Origin of the sequence: Halorubrum trueperi, assembly GCF_042662525.1 — an archaeon.
In the GTDB taxonomy this organism is placed as follows: domain Archaea; phylum Halobacteriota; class Halobacteria; order Halobacteriales; family Haloferacaceae; genus Halorubrum; species Halorubrum trueperi.
The window spans coordinates 490,661-508,183 of sequence record NZ_JBHSXI010000012.1; the positions used below are offsets into that span (position 1 = coordinate 490,661).

Annotated in this window: 12 protein-coding genes; 6 read left to right on the forward strand and 6 right to left on the reverse strand. The window is 68.9% G+C overall.

The features are described 5' to 3' along the window. Positions 1-14: 14 nt before the first annotated feature. From truD to ACFQEY_RS12945, 3 genes are all read right to left on the reverse strand, one after another. Positions 15-1,535 (reverse strand): tRNA pseudouridine(13) synthase TruD, encoded by a 1,521-nt coding sequence (gene truD / locus ACFQEY_RS12935; protein WP_379769183.1) that lies wholly within the window; start codon positions 1,533-1,535, stop codon positions 15-17. Beyond that, complete coding sequence (pth2, locus tag ACFQEY_RS12940; RefSeq protein ID WP_379769185.1) at positions 1,536-1,874, reverse strand: peptidyl-tRNA hydrolase Pth2; 339 nt, start codon at positions 1,872-1,874, stop codon at positions 1,536-1,538. 86 nt (positions 1,875-1,960) lie between these two features. Beyond that, positions 1,961-3,829, reverse strand: coding sequence for a cation:proton antiporter domain-containing protein (locus ACFQEY_RS12945; RefSeq protein ID WP_379769188.1), 1,869 nt, complete (start codon positions 3,827-3,829; stop codon positions 1,961-1,963). A 183-nt stretch (positions 3,830-4,012) separates the two neighbouring features. Between ACFQEY_RS12945 and ACFQEY_RS12950 the strand changes: the two genes are divergently transcribed. The 4 genes from ACFQEY_RS12950 (at position 4,013) to ACFQEY_RS12965 (ending at position 9,083) form a co-directional block, all read left to right on the forward strand. After that, positions 4,013-4,435 carry a cupredoxin domain-containing protein gene (locus ACFQEY_RS12950; RefSeq protein WP_379769191.1) on the forward strand — a complete coding sequence of 141 codons (423 nt, stop codon included), beginning with the start codon at positions 4,013-4,015 and terminating at the stop codon, positions 4,433-4,435. Between the two features lie 119 nt (positions 4,436-4,554). Continuing rightward, on the forward strand, positions 4,555-5,445 hold the full coding sequence (locus ACFQEY_RS12955) for a sulfite exporter TauE/SafE family protein (protein ID WP_379769193.1): 891 nt from the start codon (positions 4,555-4,557) through the stop codon (positions 5,443-5,445). Positions 5,446-5,447: 2 nt separating this feature from the next. Beyond that, a complete protein-coding gene (locus tag ACFQEY_RS12960) occupies positions 5,448-8,156 on the forward strand; it encodes a heavy metal translocating P-type ATPase (protein WP_379769280.1) in 2,709 nt (902 codons plus the stop codon). Positions 8,157-8,297: 141 nt separating this feature from the next. After that, positions 8,298-9,083: an aldo/keto reductase gene (locus tag ACFQEY_RS12965; protein ID WP_379769282.1), complete on the forward strand. Its 786-nt coding sequence runs from the start codon at positions 8,298-8,300 to the stop codon at positions 9,081-9,083. Positions 9,084-9,568: 485 nt separating this feature from the next. Here the strand turns inward: ACFQEY_RS12965 and ACFQEY_RS12970 are convergent, their stop codons facing one another. Beyond that, positions 9,569-11,374, reverse strand: a complete 1,806-nt coding sequence (locus tag ACFQEY_RS12970; RefSeq protein ID WP_379769195.1) for a S9 family peptidase — start codon at positions 11,372-11,374, stop codon at positions 9,569-9,571. Positions 11,375-11,500: 126 nt separating this feature from the next. On the opposite strand from ACFQEY_RS12970, the gene ACFQEY_RS12975 reads away from it, so the two are divergent. After that, positions 11,501-12,550 carry a glycosyltransferase gene (locus ACFQEY_RS12975; RefSeq protein ID WP_379769197.1) on the forward strand — a complete coding sequence of 350 codons (1,050 nt, stop codon included), beginning with the start codon at positions 11,501-11,503 and terminating at the stop codon, positions 12,548-12,550. A gap of 107 nt (positions 12,551-12,657) precedes the next feature. On the opposite strand, the gene ACFQEY_RS12980 is transcribed toward ACFQEY_RS12975, so the two are convergent. Together ACFQEY_RS12980 and purN are read right to left on the reverse strand one after the other, a co-directional pair. Beyond that, positions 12,658-13,287 (reverse strand): halocyanin domain-containing protein, encoded by a 630-nt coding sequence (locus ACFQEY_RS12980; protein ID WP_379769200.1) that lies wholly within the window; start codon positions 13,285-13,287, stop codon positions 12,658-12,660. 767 nt (positions 13,288-14,054) lie between these two features. Beyond that, positions 14,055-15,692, reverse strand: a complete 1,638-nt coding sequence (gene purN / locus ACFQEY_RS12985; RefSeq protein WP_379769202.1) for a phosphoribosylglycinamide formyltransferase — start codon at positions 15,690-15,692, stop codon at positions 14,055-14,057. Between the two features lie 168 nt (positions 15,693-15,860). Here purN and purB point away from each other — a divergent pair, with 168 nt between their 5' ends. After that, the gene (gene purB, locus ACFQEY_RS12990) at positions 15,861-17,408 is read left to right on the forward strand and encodes an adenylosuccinate lyase (RefSeq protein WP_379769204.1); all 1,548 of its coding nucleotides are present in this window, start codon (positions 15,861-15,863) and stop codon (positions 17,406-17,408) included. Positions 17,409-17,523 lie beyond the last annotated feature (115 nt).

The window sequence follows — 17,523 nt, forward strand, 5'->3', positions numbered from 1 at the left end:
CGAACGCGGATCGTTCAGAGGTCGAGCGGTCCGCTCTTCGAGAACTCCCGGAGTAACACGGTCGCGTACGAGCCGCTCGGGAGTGCGAACGCGAACCGCGGATCGCCGTACTCGAAGGTCACGTCGAGATCGGTTCGCAACAGGATCGCCCGCCGGGTCCCGGACGAGTCGAAGTCGCCCGGGAGGTCGAAGTCACCGGGCTCGATTCCGGCCTCGTCGAGGACCTCACGCTCGATCTCACCGGGCTCGCCGTCGCCGAGCTCGGTATCGATGCCGACGAGCGGCGCGGTGACGAACGCTCGACCGCGCTTGCAGTGGCGCGAGACGATCGACACTCGATCGGCATCGACGCGCTGGAGCCGGTCCATATCGGGCGCGTACAGCTCGTCCGGGGCGTCGCTGTCAGCGAAACACACCGTGTCGCCGGCGACCGGGCGGTCAAACGGGATCCCGCGCCGGAGCCGCTCGCTCAGTATCCGATTGAAGAGGAACGACTGCGCCGCGTTGACGAACAGCCGCTGGAGGTTCGAGGGCACCGCTTCCAGCGCGTGCCACCAGTCGTCGTGATCGGGCGGCGCACCCGGGTCGACGTCGCGCTCGGCAAGCCGGTGAACCATGGAGCGCTCGAACCGGAGTTTTCCGGGGATCGCGTCGAGGCAGGCGTCCCAGTCGCCGTCGCCGTCGCCCGCCGTTTTGGTACTGTCGCGCTCCGTTTCGTCGCTGGCGGCCGAGCCCGCTGGGGTCTCCCCTACTCCGAACGCGGCGTCCACTCGGTCGCGCGCTGCCTGAGTGTCGTCCGGCTCGGTCTCGGCGGAGTTTCCGGCGTACAATCGGACCGCTTCGCGAGGGTCGCCGCGAGCGATCGCGAGGCCGACGACGTGCGTCACTGGACGACGGCTCCCGAAGCGCTGCTGGCCGAAGTAGTTCGGGATGCCCGCGGTCGCGTCCGTCACGTCTCCCGAGGAAGCCGCCGGATCGTCGTCTTGCGTGTTCTCGTCGGCTTCCGCGTCTCCGTCGCCCGCGAACGCCCGGAGGTCGCTGACGACGTCCGCGACGCGCTTCGGGGCCTCGGGGACCGCGTCAGCGACCCGGATCTCGAAGGCGTTGCCCGCGAGGTCGCCGAATGAGAGCCGCCGACCGGCGCGGCCGAGAGGTTCAATTTCGACGCCGCTGATTTTGGGGAGATCGTCGGGGTCGACCTCGCGGAGCGTGAACAGCTGCGTGGTGACCGCTCGCTTGTCCTTCGTACCGGCCCAGGAGACGCGCTCGCGGCTGATCCCGAGCGCGTCTGAGATCCGACGCGCGAAGTCGTTGGTGTCCCAGTCCCGGAGGGTAACGCGGACGACGAGCTCGGGGTAGCCCCCCCAGTCGGCGCCGAGCGGCTCCGGGTCGAACGCCTCCAGTTCGCGAACGCGGAAGTCCTCGGGAGAGTCGCGCAGGCGACCGCCGATCCCGTCGGCGTCGCTGACGTAGTACGCCATGCCGACCGTCCGCTCGGTCGGGTGCGCCTCGCGGAGCGCGTACAGTCCCGGCATTTAATACAGCGAGAGGTCGCCGGTCACGCGATCGATGCTGTCGTCGCGGGCGGGCCCAACCGCTAGGGCGGTGACCGTCCCGGGCTCCAGTTGGGTGTGTCCCGCGTCGCGAACGATCGCGTACGGGAGGCCTTCCTTGTCAGCCTTGTCGGCCAGTTCGAACAGTTGGCTCTCGGAGTCCCCCTTGAGGACGACCTTCTTCTGTCCTTCACCCTGCCACTTCTTGCGGGCGCGTCGCCCCGCGTCTTGGTACGCCGACAGCGACGCGTGCGCGACCTGCGCGGCGAGTTTCCCCTCGCCCATGCCGATGTCCGTCCGGGCGACGATGGCCTGTTTCATGTCCGATATCACCGCCGCCGCGGGTTTAGCTCTGTTCTCTCGGCGGGGGGCGGCGTCCTCACTCCGCTCGACAGGCGGCGAAAGCTTCACTCGTGCGGGTGGACCCGCCGTATCGCCGTCTCCACGTCCTCGGTGTCGCCGAGGAACGTCACGCGGTCGCCGGCCCGTAGCGTCGTGTCGCCGTGGGGGACGAACGTGTCGTCATCCCGGTCGATCACCGCGATCAGCACGCTGTTGGGAATCTCGGCCGCGAGGTCCGTGATCGTCTCGCCGGCGAACGTCTCGGCGGTGATCGTCACCTCCTGAGCGTCGTGACCATCGCCGATCTGGTTCATCCAGTGGCTCAGCGTGGGGCGTTCGATCTCGTTGTCGAGCGACCACGCCATCGCCGAGGAGACGTCGATCGCGCGGACGTCGAGCGTCTCGAAGGCCTCGACGTTGTCGGGGTCGTTGACGCGCGCGACGACCGTTTCGACGTCGAACGTGGAACGGGCGAGCTGCGAGACGAGCAGGTTCGCGTCGTCGTCCGGCGTCGCCGCGACGAGCAGTTTCGCGTTCTCGGCACCGTGCGCTTCGAGCGCGTCGGCGCTGGTTCCGTCGCCGACGGCCGCGCGGAGATCGGCGCGCTGCAGCTCCTCGACCGCCTCCGGATCGCGGTCGAGGATCACGACGTTTTCGCCCCGGTTCTCCAGCCGTTTGGCGAGGGTCCGGCCGACCCGGCCCCCGCCGACGATGATGGTTTTCATTGGTTGCACGTCGAGTGTGTCCGCGATCTGCCTCGCGAGGCCCGCCTGTAACACGACCGTGATGAAGATGACGAGGAAGACGGTCCCGGCGAGCGTCTGTGCCGCGTCGAACTGCCCCGCCTCCTGCAGTTCGATAGCGAACAGGGTCGCCACCGAGGCAGGGATGATCCCGCGCGGTCCGACGAGGCTCAAGAAGAATCGCTCGCTCCGCGTGAACGCCGATTCGCGGGCGGATAGGAACATGACGGCCGGACGGATCACGAGCGTCACCGCGACGACGACGCCGATTCCGCCCGGACCGAGGCCGATCACCGTGTCGAAGTCGATCAGCGCGGCCAGCGAGATGAAGATGAACGCGAGCGCGATGAGCGTGAGATCGCGGCCGAAGCTGGACACCTCCTCGCGGTGAGGGAGGTCGTCGACGTTCCCGAGCAGAATTCCGGCGGCGGCCGCGGCGGCGACGCCCGTCTCCGGGGAGATCGCCTCCGCGAGCCCGTACGAAACGAACGCCCCGCCGAGCGTGACGAGCCGAACGGTGCGTTTCGCGTCGACCCCGGGCGAGTCGAGTTTCACGACGATGACGTAGACGGCCGCCGCGACCACAGCGCCGACGCCCACTCCGGAGACGATCCGCGTCAGGAAGCCTCCCGGGAGCATCGCCGCCTCGCTCGCGAGCACCACCGTCTCGAACACAACGATCCCGAGCACGGCCGCGGTCACGTCGTTGAAGATGCCCTCGGCCTCCAGCGTGGAGGCGACGTGCTCGCGAACGTCGACCACTTCGAGGATCGGCGTGATGACGGTCGGCCCCGTCGCGATGAGCAGCGCGCCGATGAGCAGCGCGATCCCCCAGTCGTCCGCGACGAACAGCCGGACCGCGGCCGCCGTTCCGAGGAACATGACGAGCGCGCCGAGCGTGACCACCGTCGTGATAGTCCGCGGCGCGTCGGAGAGCCGGTCGCGGTGGAGGTGGAACGCGCCGTCGAAGACGATGACCGCGACCGAGAGGCCGACGACCGTCGCCAGCCCGTCACCGAACGTCGCCGACGTGACGAATCCGAGCCCCTCGGGCCCCATGAGGACGCCGACTACGATGAGAAAGAGCACGCTCGGCACCTGCAACCGCGAGGAGATCACCTGGAGTGCGATGCCGATGCCCAGAATGGCGGTGATCACCGGCAGTATTTCGCTCACGGAACACAACCACATCCCCGAGGTACAAAAACGCTCGTACTTTCGAGTCGCGAGCGGCGTGCGATGCGGTATCGCTAGCGGCGTGCGATGTGATATCGCTGGCGGCGTACGGAATAGTGTCGCTGGCGGTGCTCGGACCGATTCTCACTCGATGGGTCGAACCGCGAGATTAAACCGACCGAGCCCCTCACGTGGGGTATGCACCGCAGACGGTTCCTCCGACGGGCGGGAGCCGCCGGAACCGGCGTCGGAGTGACGGCCGCGCTCGCCGGTTGCTCGGGCGTTGGCGGCGATCCGGGATACGACATCGGGATGGTCGCCGACGGCTTCCGCCCGGCGTCGTTGACGATCTCCGTCGGCGACACCGTCGTCTGGGAGAACACGAGTTCGCGGACGCACACCGTCACCGCTCGCAGGCTCCCCGACGGCGCTGCGTACTTCGCGTCCGGCGGATACGACGACTACGACGCGGCCCGCGTTGCGTGGCAGAGCGACTTCGGAGGCGCGCTCGAAAACGGTGATCGGTTCTCCCAGACGTTCACCGTCCCCGGAGAGCACTACTACGTCTGTATCCCCCACCTCGACGGCGGGATGGTGGGGACCGTGACCGTGGAGGAGTGACGTGAGACGAAATCGAAGGACGGTGGCCCCACGGCGAAGGGACTCCCGCGAGCGGCGATGCCCGTCGAGAGCGACGAAACGCATTACTCCGCGCGACTCGAACCGTCGATAATCTCCCCATGGTCGCATCGACACTCCTCGGGACCGACGTCCTGCTGTTTCTCGCGATCGGGCTGCTCGGCGGCGCGCACTGCATCGGGATGTGCGGCCCGCTCGTCACCGTGTACGCCGGACGAATGCGAGGCGAGAGCGAGCGCACCGACGGCGGGACCGGTGCGACCGCCGCCGACGCGACCGCCGACGCGACTGTCGCCGACGCGACCGCCGATGCGACAACGGCCCGCACGAACGGCCGCCGCGGTCACCTGACCACCTACGAGGTCCGTCAGCACGCCCTGTTCAACCTCGGGCGCGCGGCGAGCTACACCGTGATCGGGGCCGCGCTCGGGGCGCTCGGCGGGTTCGTCCTCGTCACGACCGCGACGCTGACCGGCGCGGCCGAGGCGGTCCGCGGCGTCGTCGGTCTCGGCGTCGGCGCGGCCGTGATCGTCGTCGGGATCAGATACCTCCTCGGCGGCGCGACGGGCGGGGTGCATCTCCCGGGACTCCAGCGCGTCACCGGCTGGCTCACCGGACACGTCGACCGGCTCGCGAACGGCCCGGGAATCGTCGGGCTCGGCGCGGTCCACGGGCTGTTGCCGTGCCCGATCCTCTACCCGGCGTACCTGTACGCGTTCGCCAGCGGCTCGGCCGTCAGCGGGGGGCTCGCGCTCGCGGCCCTCGGCGTCGGGACGATGCCCGCGGTGTTCCTCTACGGCACCGTCATCGAGAGCGTCGACGCGGTCCACCGCCGCCGAGTCCACCGACTGCTCGGCGTCGCGTTCGTCGCGCTCGGGTACGTACTGTTCGCGCACGGGCTGATGTCAGTGGGTATCCACGTGCCGCACCCGAGCCTCCCGTTCTGGAACCCGCTGGACGTCGCCGGGGCGGGCGGTCACGGAGGGATGTGACCGTGCGGGCCGCCGTCGGCGACGACGCCATCGGCGGTGACGACGCCTGCACCCTCTGTGAGCTCCCGACCGACGGCGTCGACGTTGTCGACGACGACGGCAATCGCTTCTGTTGTACCGGCTGCCGGGACGTGTACGCGGCCCTCGGTGACGCCGACGTCGACGCCGATGCGGTGCGCGAGCGTCGGAACGCGGCCGCCCGAGGGGGTGACGCAGTCGGCGGCGACGGCGACAAGTGCGCTGACGGCGACGACACCGAGATCCCCGCCGATCACGAGGCAACGTTCCTCGAGGTGGACGGGATGCACTGTGCGACCTGCGAGGCGTTCATCGAGACCGTCGCGACCCAGACGGAGGGTGTCAGCGCCGCGAGCGCCAGCTACGTCACGGACACGGTGCGGATCGACCACGATCCCGAGAACGTGTCCACCGGCGACCTCTCGGCGGCGGTGAGCGGGCTCGGCTACAGCGCGTACCCCCGCGACGACGCCTTCTCGCGCCGGCAGGCGGACAACATGGCCACGGCGCGGCTCGCGGTCGGCGTGCTCGTCGGGATGGCGATCATGCTCCAGTACATCGTCATCATCTACCCGACGTACTTCGCGTTCCCCTTTTATAACGAACGGACGTTGGAATACCTCGACGCGGCGATGTCGTCGGCCTCGGGGACGTACTTTTTCATGGTCATCGCAGTCCTGACGACGGTCGTCCTGTTCGTCACGGGCAAGCCGATACTGCGGGGGGCGTACGTCAGCGCGAAGACGCGGTCGCCGAACATGGACCTGCTCGTCGCCATCGCGGCGGTCAGCGCCTACCTCTACAGCACGCTGGCGGTGATCCTCGTCGAGTCGCCGTCGATCTACTACGACGTGACCGTCGCGATCATCGTGATCGTCACCGTCGGCAACCACTACGAGGACGCGATCAAGACGCGCGCGACCGAACTGCTCTCGGACCTCACCGCGGTCCAGGTCGACGAGGCGCGGCGGATCGTCGGCGGCGGGGAGGACGTCGCAACCGGCGTCGCGGACGGCGACGAAGGTGGCGATGAGGGCGATGTCGCAGACGGCGACGAGGGCGGTGTCGCGGTCGGCGTCGAGAGTGAGGGCACCCAAATCGGCGACACGGAGACGGTCGCCATCGAGGACCTCGATCCGGGCGACCGGCTGCTCGTGCGCGCCGGCGAGCGCGTCCCGGTCGACGGCGAGACGGTCGCGGGCGACGCCGCGGTCGACGAGTCGGTCGTCACCGGCGAATCGATGCCGGTCCGGAAGGAACCCGGCGACGCCGTAGTCGGCGGGTCCGTGGTCGCCGACGGGTCGCTGACGGTCGCGGTCGGCCCGGACGCGACCTCCAGTCTCGACCGCGTCGCCGAACTGGTCTGGGACCTCCAGAGCGGAAACCACGGCGTCCAGAAGCTCGCTGACCGGCTCGCGACGGTGTTCGTGCCGGTCGTTCTCGGAATCGCCGTCGTCGCGGCCGCCGCCAACCTCGCGCTCGGCAACGGGGTGACCGAGGCGATGCTCGTCGGGCTCACGGTGCTCATCGTCTCGTGTCCGTGCGCGCTCGGGCTCGCGACCCCGCTCGCGGTCGCTGCGGGGATCCGCGACGCGCTCGAACGCTCGATCGTGATCTTCGACGACACCGTCTTCGAGCGAGTGCGCGACGCCGAAACCGTCGTCTTCGACAAGACGGGCACGCTCACGACCGGCGAGATGCGGGTCGTGGCGGCCGACCTCGACGACGATCTCCTCCGACTCGCGTCCGCGCTGGAGGGGCGCTCGGCGCATCCCGTCGGCCGGGCCATCGCCGCGGCGCGGTCGGAAGCGAGCGGAGGAGACGCCGCTCACTCGGCCCTCACCGACGGAGGGGTCTCGACGACCGACGACGGGGGAGCGGACGGGACGGGCGGAGCGGACGCGACCGACGGGACCGACGAGGCGAACGCAGACGCCGATGCCGGAGACGCCATCGCAGTCGAGAGCTTCGAGAGCCACGCCCGCGGCGTCACCGGGGTCGTCGACGGGGTCGAGGTCGTGGTCGGGCACCCGGACCTCTTCGATGCACGCGGCTGGACGGTGCCGGACGCGATCCGCGAGGCGGTCGCAGCGGCGCGCGACGTCGGTCGGGTCCCCGTCGCCGCGGGTCGCGACGGCGCGGCCGAGGGGATGGTCGTCGTCGGTGACGAACTGCGCGAAGGGTGGGAGGAAACGGTGACCGCGCTCGACGACTCGGGCGTCGACGTGGTCGTCCTGACGGGCGATGACGAGCGCGCGGCCGCGGTCTTCCGCGAGCACGACGCGGTCTCGTCGGTGTTCGCCGGCGTCCCGCCGGCGGGGAAAGCGGAGACGATCGAGCGGCTCAAGGCGAGCGGGCTCACGGTGATGGTCGGCGACGGGACCAACGACGCGCCCGCGCTCGCCGCGGCCGACCTCGGAGTCGCCCTCGGCGGCGGGACCGCGATGGCGGCCGACGCGGCCGACGTGGCGATCGTCGACGACGACCTCGGCTCCGTGGCGACCGTCTTCGAGCTGTCACGGGCCGCCGGCCGGCGCGTGAAGGGGAACGTCGGCTGGGCGTTCCTCTACAACGCGGTGGCCATCCCGCTCGCGGTGGCCGGGCTGCTCAACCCCCTCTTCGCCGCGCTCGCGATGGGGGCCTCCAGCCTGCTCGTCGTGACGAACTCCTCGCGGGCACTGCTGGACGACTGATTCCGCGGTCCGTCTGACGTCGCTGCTCGCCCCGAGAACGGGAACGGTTGCGCCGCGAACGCAAGGGATTTTCCGCTCACGCGACTACGTTCGTATATGTCACCACGAGAGCGGTCCGTCGACGTACCGACCCGCGGCGGGATGCCGGTGCTCGGCCTCGGGACGTGGGAGAATGACGACCTCGCGCAGTGTGCGGAGTCGGTGACGACCGCGCTGGAGACGGGGTATCGCCACGTCGACACCGCGCAGATCTACGGCAACGAGGCGGCCGTTGGCGAGGGGATCGCCGCGGCCGACGTCGACCGCGAGGACGTGTTCCTCGCCACGAAGGTGTGGATCGACCAGCTTTCCCCGGCGGACGTGGCGAGGTCCACCCGCGAGAGCCTCCAGAAGCTCGACACGAAGTACGTCGATCTGCTGTACGTCCACTGGCCGGCCGGCGAGTACGACCCGGCGGAGACGCTGCCGGCGTTCGCCGAGCTTCGCGACGACGGGCTGATCGACCGGATCGGCGTCTCGAATTTCGAGCCCGAGCACCTCGACGCCGCAACCGACGCGCTCGGTGAAACGCCCTTCGCGAACCAAGTCGAGATGCACCCGCTGCTCCGGCAGGAGGAGCTGCGCGAGTACGCCGACGCCAACGACATCGAGCTCGTCGGGTACTCGCCGCTCGCCCGCGGGAAGATCCTCGACGATCCGACGATCGCCGACATCGCCGCAAAGCACGACGTCAGCGCCGCGCAGGTGTCTCTCGCGTGGCTCCGCGAGTCCGGAGTCACCGCCATCCCGAAGGGAACCAGCGCGGACCACATCGCCGACAACTGGGCGAGTCTCGGGCTCGATCTCGACGCCGAGGATATGGAAACGATCGACGCGCTCGACCGGACCGACCGACAGTTGAACCCGAATTTCGGCCCGAACTGGTAGACGAACGAGAATTTACTTTTAAACGAACTGCAGTGGCGCGTGCCCGTGAGCGGCCGGTAGGCCGCGAACAGCGAGGGACCTTCGGTCCCTCTGGCAGCCGGCGGCGAAGCCGCCGGCGACGGCACCGCGCGAGGGATGTGGTGAGCGCTCGGAGAGCGCGAACCGCGAGGCTGGGGAGGTGTGAGGTGCTGTGCGGAGCGGTGCGGAGCGGTGCGGGGTGGGACTCAAAGGGGCAGTCGCGAGGACGACGGCGGCCGAAGTAAGCACCGCAGCGAGTGAGCGGAGCGCAACGAGCGAGGAGCGCAACGAGGCCTCCGAGTCGTCGCGGCTGGGGCTTTGTGGGTGTTCACCGCGCCAGCAACGATCATTTATAAATGAGCGACTGGAGCCTCGGAGGTGTTCGTCGCATATCTGCGGTCAACTGCTTATAAATAACCGACCGCGACCGCTAGCACCGATTCAAGCCCTCGATCCGAGTATCCGCCTTACACGTGCTCTGCGAGGAACTCGACGATCTCGCGGTACGCCTCGATGCGATTCTCCAGCTTGGCGAAGCCGTGGCCCTCGTCGTCGAAGATCAGCTTACGCACGGGCACGTCCTGCTCGCGTGCCTCCTCGACGATCTGCTCGGCCTCGCCGACGGGCACCCGCGGGTCGTTCGCGCCGTGGAGGACGAACAGCGGCGACTCGATCGCCTCGATGTTGTTGATCGGGGAGATCGATTCGAGGAACTCGCGGTCGTCCGCCAGCGAGCCGTACTCGGCCTCGCGCAGCTCGCGACGCCAGTCGCCGGTGTTCTCCAAGAACGTGACGAAGTTCGCGATACCGACGACGTCGACGCCGGCGGCCCACAACTCTGGGTACTCCGTGAGCGCCGCGAGCACCATGAAGCCCCCGTAGGAGCCGCCCATCGCGACGACGCGGTCGGGGTCGACCTCGGGGTGGTCGTGGAGCCACTCGACGCCGGCCCGAACGTCTTTCACCGAGTCCATCCGCCGTTCGACGTCGTCGAGCCCAGAGTACGCCTTTCCGTACCCCGACGACCCCCGAACGTTCGGCTCGAACACCGCGTACCCGTTGTTCAGCAGGTACTGCGTGACCGATCCGAAGGAGGGCCGGCGCTGCGACTCCGGACCGCCGTGGATGTCGACGACGACGGGGTAGCCGTCCGCGGGCGGTTCGGTCTCCGGGACGGAGAAGAACGCCGGGATCTCTCGCCGGTCGAAGGTCGGATAGTGGACCAACTCGCGCTCTACGAACGTGTCCGGCGGGATCCCCGCGGTCGAGGCCGCGGTCCAGCGCTCCGTCTCGCCGGTCGTCGCGTCGACGACGTAGACGTTCGCGTTGTGAGTGCTCCCGGTGGCGGTGAGCGCGAATCGGTCGCCGTCCGGCCCGAAGCTGACGCCGCCAGCGACACCGTCGGGAAGGTCTGGGGTTGGGAGGGGGTCGATCCGGTCGGGCTCGACCAGCTCGCCGACCGCGAGCTCGGTGTACCCGTCGACGTTGCGCGAGTACACCAGGCGGCGGGACTCCTCGTGGATCGCGACGCCGTCGACGTTCCACTCGTCTCCGTCAGCGACGACCGCGAACTCGCCGGTCGCGAGGTCGAGCCGCTCCAATTGGAGCGTGTCGCTGTCGCGGTCGGTGACGACGTAGAGCGCCTCGCCGTCCGGTCCCCACTCCGGGCTGCCGTACCGCACGTCGCCCTCGTGCGGCGTGTGGTGGTACAGGTCACCGGAGGCTAGCTCGAGAGTGTACAGGTCGTGGTCGAACGAGGAGTGCGCCTCGTGGACGATCAGGCGGTCGTCGCTCGGCGACCACCCGGCGACGGAGAGCCAGCCGTCGCCCTCGAACATCAGCTCCGCATCGTCGCCCGTCGCGTCCCGATCCTGCACGTACACGTCGAAGACGGCCTCGTCGCGGCGGTTCGACGCGAACGCGAAGCGATCGCCCTCGCCGTCCCAGCCGCCCCACCGGTGTTTCGCCGCCGGGTGGGCGGTGAGGTCGGTGATCTCGCCGGACTCGTAGTTCAGGAGGTAGAGCTGGGCGCGCTCGTTACCACCCTCGTCCATGCCGAAGACGGCCTCGGCGCGCTCGGGAGAGGAGTCGACGTAGGAGACCGACTCCTCGAAGAACGTGTGCTGTTCGGGCCACCCGAGCGGCTCGCCGAGCGACCACACCTGTCCGGTGCCGGTGGTGTTCAACACGAAGGAGAGCCGCCCGTCGGGACCGAGATCCGCCCCGCCGGCGCTCCGCACGTTGAGGTACCGCTCGATGTCGTATCGGTGCATGTAGAGCAGTTCCGTCCGCGGTGGCATACCGTTTCGGGTGGTGGAGAGGTCACCGTCGCCGATCGAGCGGTCCCGTCGCGCGGCGATGCCGTGTCTTTTTATTCGGTCCCGCCGTCCGGTGGGCGTATGCGCGTCGCGTTCGTCTCGCTTTTCGCCCCCGGCCACGGCGACACGCCGGCTCGGACTCGAACGCGACGGACCGCAACGGGGCTCGCCGACCGCGGCCACGACGTCACGTGGCTCTGCGCCCGCTGGTGGGGCGGCGACCACGATACCTTCGAGGAGGACGGGATCTCGTACCGGTCGGTGACCGCCGAGCCGTCGCCGGCGGCGTTCGCGGCGCGGCTCCCGCTCGCGCTCCGTCGCCTGTCTCCCAACGTCGTCCACGCGGTCAACAGCCCGCCGACGCCGGGGGTCGGCGCGACGGTCGCCGGGACGCTCGCGCGGACCCCGGTCGTCGTCGATTGGTGGCGCGACCACCCCGCGGACGCCGTGCGTCGGTACCGGCTCCTCGCCCGGCGGGCCGACGCCGTCACGACGCCCTCGCGGACCACCAAGACGCGCGTCCGCGAGCACGGCGCGGCCGGTGACGACGTCCGGGTCGTCCCCGAGAGCATCGACTTCGACCTCGTCGAGGAGGCCGGCGTCGACGACCGATTCGACGCGGTGTACTCCCGGCGGCTCGACCGACACGCGAACGTCGAGACGTTCCTGCTGGGACTCGCCGAGCTGCGCGGGCGCGACTGGACCGCTGCCGTCGTCGGCGACGGCCCCGAACGCGCCCGGATCGAGTCGATGGCGAGCGACCTCCGTATCGACGACCGCGTGTCGTTCCTCGGGGAGCTCCCGCTCCGCGATCGCGTCGAGCTGTTCAAGGGGACTCACGTCGTCGCGGCGACGGCGACGTGGGAGACGTTCGCGACGGAGCTGCTGTGGGCGCTCGCGTGCGGCTGCGTCGCCCTCGTCGAGTATCAGGCGGACTCCAGCGCGCACGAGCTCGTGGAGGGTCGCGAGCGGGGGCGGCTCGTCACGAGCCCGGCCGAGCTCGCGGACGAGTTCGTCGCGGCCGGCGACCTCGACCGCCGCTCGATCGAGCGCGATTTCTCGAACTACGACCACGGCGCGGTGCTGGACCGCCACGTGGACGCGTACCGGTCGGTGATCGGCGAGGAGTGAAAACTAGTCGGACAGCGTCGCGGTCGGCCGCGGTCAGTTGTGGTCAGTTGCGGTCAGTTGCGGTGCGAGTGCCGATTACTCCTGCTGAGCGATCGTCTTACCGTCCGTCACGCGTCGTCGGAGGTGATTGTACCTCCGTATTTCATGAAGACGAACGCGAGCCCGAGCGTGCTCACCATCGCGATGAACGTCGCGATGCCGAGCGCGCGAGCGCCCTGGGGGACGAACACGGCGTTCGAGTCGCCGCCGCCGGTTTCGACGGTGGGAACGTCCTCGCCGACGGCGATGCCGGCGTGCATGCCGACCGCGTCGTGGGGGACGCAGTGGTAGTGGGTGATGCCGGCGTCCTCTTCGGTCACCTCGTACTCGTAGGTGTACCCCTCCTCGTCGACGGAGTCGCCGCTGTCGAGGTCGGCCTCGCCCTCGACGGTGACGACGTTGTGGCTCCCGCCGCTGCCGGTCCACTCCCACGTGATCGTCGTGCCCGTGTTGACCCACAGCTGCGTCGGATTGAACGCGAGTCCGTCGTCGCCCGCGCCAACTTCCACGGTCACCTCGCTCTCCCCGCGAGCGTCCAAATACTCGCCGAGATTCCCACTGGTGACTCCGCTCGGCCAGTCCGGCTGCTCCTCCTGTGCCGCCGCCGTCCCCGATGTCGCCGTCGCCGCGCCAGCGGCAGCGGCCGCCCCGCCGGCGGTCCGGATGAACGTGCGCCGAGAGACGTCGTCCGTGCTCATACACCCCGGTTTGTGATGGGTTATAGTGAATATGTTGATCCGGACGCGGACTCGCGGAAACGCAGACTCGCGGACACGACGGACACGACGGACGCGCAGACTCGCGGACTCGCAGACGCGGCCGCCGGCCAACAGCAAGCGTGACTCGACTTCCGGTCGGAAACAACGAGATTCGGCTCCGTTGAGATCGTGTTTTCAGGAATGTTATCCGAAACAGTTGGCCGCTGAACGGTGCCCCTTGATCGATGGCAGGAGTGGGGATCTCATTGGATTGGAGTGGTCGTTTATAAGTGATCGAGTGGTGTTGCTGGCGGCTGTTTATGTATCGTTGCTGGCGCGGTGAACTGCTGCGTTTCTGGCGGTGAATGCGTATACATGATTAACGGCGCGGTGAACACATCCAAAGCCCCAGCCGCGAGGCGCGGAGCGCCTCTGGCAGCCGGCGCACAGCGCCGGCGACTGCCCCTTTGAACCCCACCACGCCTCGCACCGCAACCGCACCTCACGCCTCCCCAGCCTCGCCGCTCGCTTCGCTCGCGGCGTCCCTCGCGGGCTCCTCGCGCCCTACCGGGCACTCGGAGGCGCGCCACCGCACAGCCTCCTTCATTTAAAAGCAGTTGTCGTTCGTGCGCTTGCTCCTTTAAATATCACGTCGATGGCGGCGGTCTGCAATACCTACTCCCGTAATCGCTCATCGATGTTTCTGAATGGGTACGGACCGGGACAAATATTTCAGCTACCGGATAGTCGACAGCGCCCGAGGTCCGTCAGTCGTGTCGGAAGCAGCGGGACCCGGTAAACGCCATCGCCATGTCGTGTTCGTCGGCGGCAGCGATCACGTCCTCGTCGTTGACGGAACCACCGGGCTGGATCACGGCTTCGATTCCGGCCTCGGCCGCCTCCTCGATCGCGTCCGGGAACGGGAAGAAGGCGTCGGAGGCCATCACCCCGCCCTCGGCGGACTTTCCGTCTGCGTCCTTCTCGGCTTTCATCGCCGCGAGCGTGACGGCGTCGACGCGAGACACTTGTCCCATGCCGACGCCAACGGTCTCGGTGCCGGTCGCGAAGAGGATGCCGTTCGATTTGACGTGTTTGAGCGTCTTCCACGCGAACAGCATCGTCTCCAGCTGCTCGTCGGTCGGCTCGCGCGCTGTGACAACCTCCAGATCCCCGACGGACGGCGACTGGAAGTCGCGCTCCTGGATGAGCCGCCCGCCCACGATCGGTTTCTCGGTGAACCGCTCGGCGAAGCGCTCGTCGCCCTCGCCGAGCGGGCCGACGTCGAGCACGCGGAGGTTCTTCTTCTCCCGCAGCACGTCGAGTGCGCTGTCGGTGTAGCCGGGCGCGACGACGACCTCCTTGAAGGAATCGGCGACCGCGGTCGCGGTGTCCGCGTCGCACTCGCGGTTCAAGGCGACGATGCCGCCGAAGGCGGACTTGGCGTCGGTCCGGAGCGCGCGGTCGTACGCGTCCGCGAGCGCGTCGGCCGTCGCACAGCCGGCGGGGTTGGTGTGTTTGATCACGGCCGCCGCGGGCTCGTCGAACTCCTTGACGAGGTCCAACGCGGCGTCGGCGTCGTTGTAGTTGTTGTACCCCATCCCCTTCGCGCCGGGGTTCAACTGGGGCGCTCCGACGACACTCGCCTCCTCGCAGCCGTCGTCGGCGTACAGCGCGGCGTCCTGATGGGGATTCTCACCGTACCGCAGGGTGTCGGCGCGCTCCTCGGAGACGAACCGTCGCTCGGGGAAGTCACCGCCCGAATCGCCGTCGACGGTCACCGCGGTCGGCTCGCCCCTCACGCCGTGCTTCCCTCCGGTGCCGTTCTCGTCCCCGTCGCGTTCGATCGTCACCCGCCCCTCGGCGAACCACCGGACTGCCCGCGGGTACGCGGTGAACTCCGCCTCGTGGAGCACCCGATCCTTCAGCGAGTCGACGTCGTCGTCGGCGTAGACGGGGACTGGCTCCTGGGTCACGATCGGGCCGGCGTCGACGGCCTCGGTGACGACGTGGACGGTACAGCCGGTGGTGCGGACGCCGGCGTCGAGCACCTGCTCGTGGGCGTCCATGCCTGGGAACGACGGCAGCAGCGACGGGTGGATGTTCAGCGTCGTCGGAGCCGAATCGAGGAACTCGTCGGTGAGCACGCGCATGTACCCGTCCAGACAGACGATATCGAAGTCGTAGTCCGAGAGCCGGTCGAGGATCCGACGCTCGTGCGCCTCGCGCGACTCGCCCTCTTCGCGCTCGACGACCTCGGTGGGGATCCGGCGCTCCGTCGCGGCCTCCAACACGGGCGCGTGCTCGCGGTTCGTCAGGACGACCGACAGCTCCGCGCCGCCCGGTGCGACGTCGGCGATGTGTCTGAGGTTCCGTCCCCGGTTGCTCGCGAGTCCGGCGATCTTCATACGCGAGTGGTCCGACCGATCGGGTATATCGATTGCGGTCCGTCGCGAGCGTGGATCCACGTTCGCGGATAGGTTGTGCCATTCGAGCCGAATTCCGCGTCGAACCTATCCATGTCCGTGCGATTCACCATCGACACGCTTTTGCTGGCTCCGCGGGCAGTCGCGGACATGACGAACGACTCCGAACCGACGGGCGACGACGCCACCGAACCGGCGGGCGACGCCACCGAACCGGCGGGCGACGCCACCGAACCGGCGGGCGACGCCACCGAACCGGCGGGCGACGACGCCATCGCTGGGCTATCGCGGTCGGACCCGCTCGCGGCCGTCTCGCCGCTCGACGGCCGATACGCCTCCAGAACCGCGCCGCTGTCGCCGTACGCGAGCGAAGCCGCGCTCATGCGCGCCCGGACCCGCGTCGAGGTCGAGTACCTCGTCGCGCTCGCCGATCTCGACGCGACCCCGATCTCGCTCGATGCAGACGCGACGGCGGCCCTTCGGACGATCGACGAGGAGTTCTCCGCGGAAGACGCGCGCCTGATCAAGGCGCTCGAAGTGGAGGGCGCGGCTGGATACGCCGCGACCAACCACGACGTGAAGGCGGTCGAGTACTTCCTGCGGGTCCGGCTGGACGGGTTGGAAGACGACGGACAGATCGCGGACGCCGAGTCGCTGTACCCGTGGATCCACTTCGGGCTCACGAGCGAGGACGTGAACAACCTCGCGCACCGGCTCCTCCTGAAGCCGGCCGTGAGCGAGGTTCTCGTGCCCGCGATACGCGAGGTGCGGGACGCGCTCGTCGACCTCGCACAGGAGCACCGTGCGACGCCGATGCTCGCGCGGACCCACGGGCAGCCCGCGACGCCGACCACCTTCGGCAAGGAGATGGCCGTGTACGCCTCACGGCTCGGCCGCGCGCTCGGCCGGGTGGTCGTCGCGAACGGCGATCTCTCCGGAAAGCTCGCGGGCGCGTCGGGCACGTACGCGGCCCACGACGCCGCGTATCCCGACGTCGACTGGCGGGCGTTCTCCGAGTCGTTCGTTCGCGGGCTCGATCTGGAACACACGCCACTCGCGACGCAGGTGAATCCCTGCGACGACCTCGCGGCGCTGTTCGACGCGCTCCGCGGCGTCAACAACGTTCTCCTCGATCTGGACCTGGACGCGTGGCTGTACGTCTCGGACCGCTACCTCGGCCAGCAAGCGGTCGAGGGGGAGACCGGTTCCTCGACGATGCCGCACAAGGTGAACCCGATCGACTTCGAGAACAGCGAGGGGAACCTCTCGAAGGCGAACTCGGATCTCGGCTTCCTCGCAGACTACGTCACCGCGTCGCGGCTCCAGCGCGACCTCTCCGACTCGACGGTCAAGCGCAACGTCGGTGCCGCGCTCGCGCACTGCCTCATCGGCTACTCGAAGGCCGAAAACGGGCTCGCGAAGGTGGTGCCGAACGAGGCCGTCATGCGCGAAGAACTTGACGCGACCCCCGAGGTGATCGGCGAGGCCGTCCAGACCATCCTCCGACGCGAGGGCGACACGGACGCCTACGAGCGCGTGAAGGAGCTCACCCGCGGACGGTCGGTCACCCTCGACGACTTCCGCGACCTGTTCGACGAGCTCGACGTCGACGAGGGCGTCCGCGACGAGCTGAAGGCGTTGACGCCCGCCGGCTACACCGGCGTCGCCGACGACCTGGTCGACGAGATCGACGAATAGGGAGCGTCGAGGGGAGATCGACGAATGAGGGAGAGCAATGAGAGGAGCCGTCGGATGGAAACGTCGAGATCGGCGCAAAAGCGGCGATATCGGGACAATAACGGCGAGACAGGCA

What these genes read in the sequence shown, in the direction of transcription:
- truD (WP_379769183.1), bottom strand. Translation starts at nt 1,535, where the DNA reads ATGCCGGGACTGTACGCGCTCCGCGAGGCGCACCCGACCGAGCGGACG.
- pth2 (WP_379769185.1), bottom strand. Translation starts at nt 1,874, where the DNA reads ATGAAACAGGCCATCGTCGCCCGGACGGACATCGGCATGGGCGAGGGG.
- ACFQEY_RS12945 (WP_379769188.1), bottom strand. Translation starts at nt 3,829, where the DNA reads ATGTGGTTGTGTTCCGTGAGCGAAATACTGCCGGTGATCACCGCCATT.
- ACFQEY_RS12950 (WP_379769191.1), top strand. Translation starts at nt 4,013, where the DNA reads ATGCACCGCAGACGGTTCCTCCGACGGGCGGGAGCCGCCGGAACCGGC.
- ACFQEY_RS12955 (WP_379769193.1), top strand. Translation starts at nt 4,555, where the DNA reads ATGGTCGCATCGACACTCCTCGGGACCGACGTCCTGCTGTTTCTCGCG.
- ACFQEY_RS12965 (WP_379769282.1), top strand. Translation starts at nt 8,298, where the DNA reads ATGCCGGTGCTCGGCCTCGGGACGTGGGAGAATGACGACCTCGCGCAG.
- ACFQEY_RS12970 (WP_379769195.1), bottom strand. Translation starts at nt 11,374, where the DNA reads ATGCACCGATACGACATCGAGCGGTACCTCAACGTGCGGAGCGCCGGC.
- ACFQEY_RS12975 (WP_379769197.1), top strand. Translation starts at nt 11,501, where the DNA reads ATGCGCGTCGCGTTCGTCTCGCTTTTCGCCCCCGGCCACGGCGACACG.
- ACFQEY_RS12980 (WP_379769200.1), bottom strand. Translation starts at nt 13,287, where the DNA reads ATGAGCACGGACGACGTCTCTCGGCGCACGTTCATCCGGACCGCCGGC.
- purN (WP_379769202.1), bottom strand. Translation starts at nt 15,692, where the DNA reads ATGAAGATCGCCGGACTCGCGAGCAACCGGGGACGGAACCTCAGACAC.
- purB (WP_379769204.1), top strand. Translation starts at nt 15,861, where the DNA reads ATGACGAACGACTCCGAACCGACGGGCGACGACGCCACCGAACCGGCG.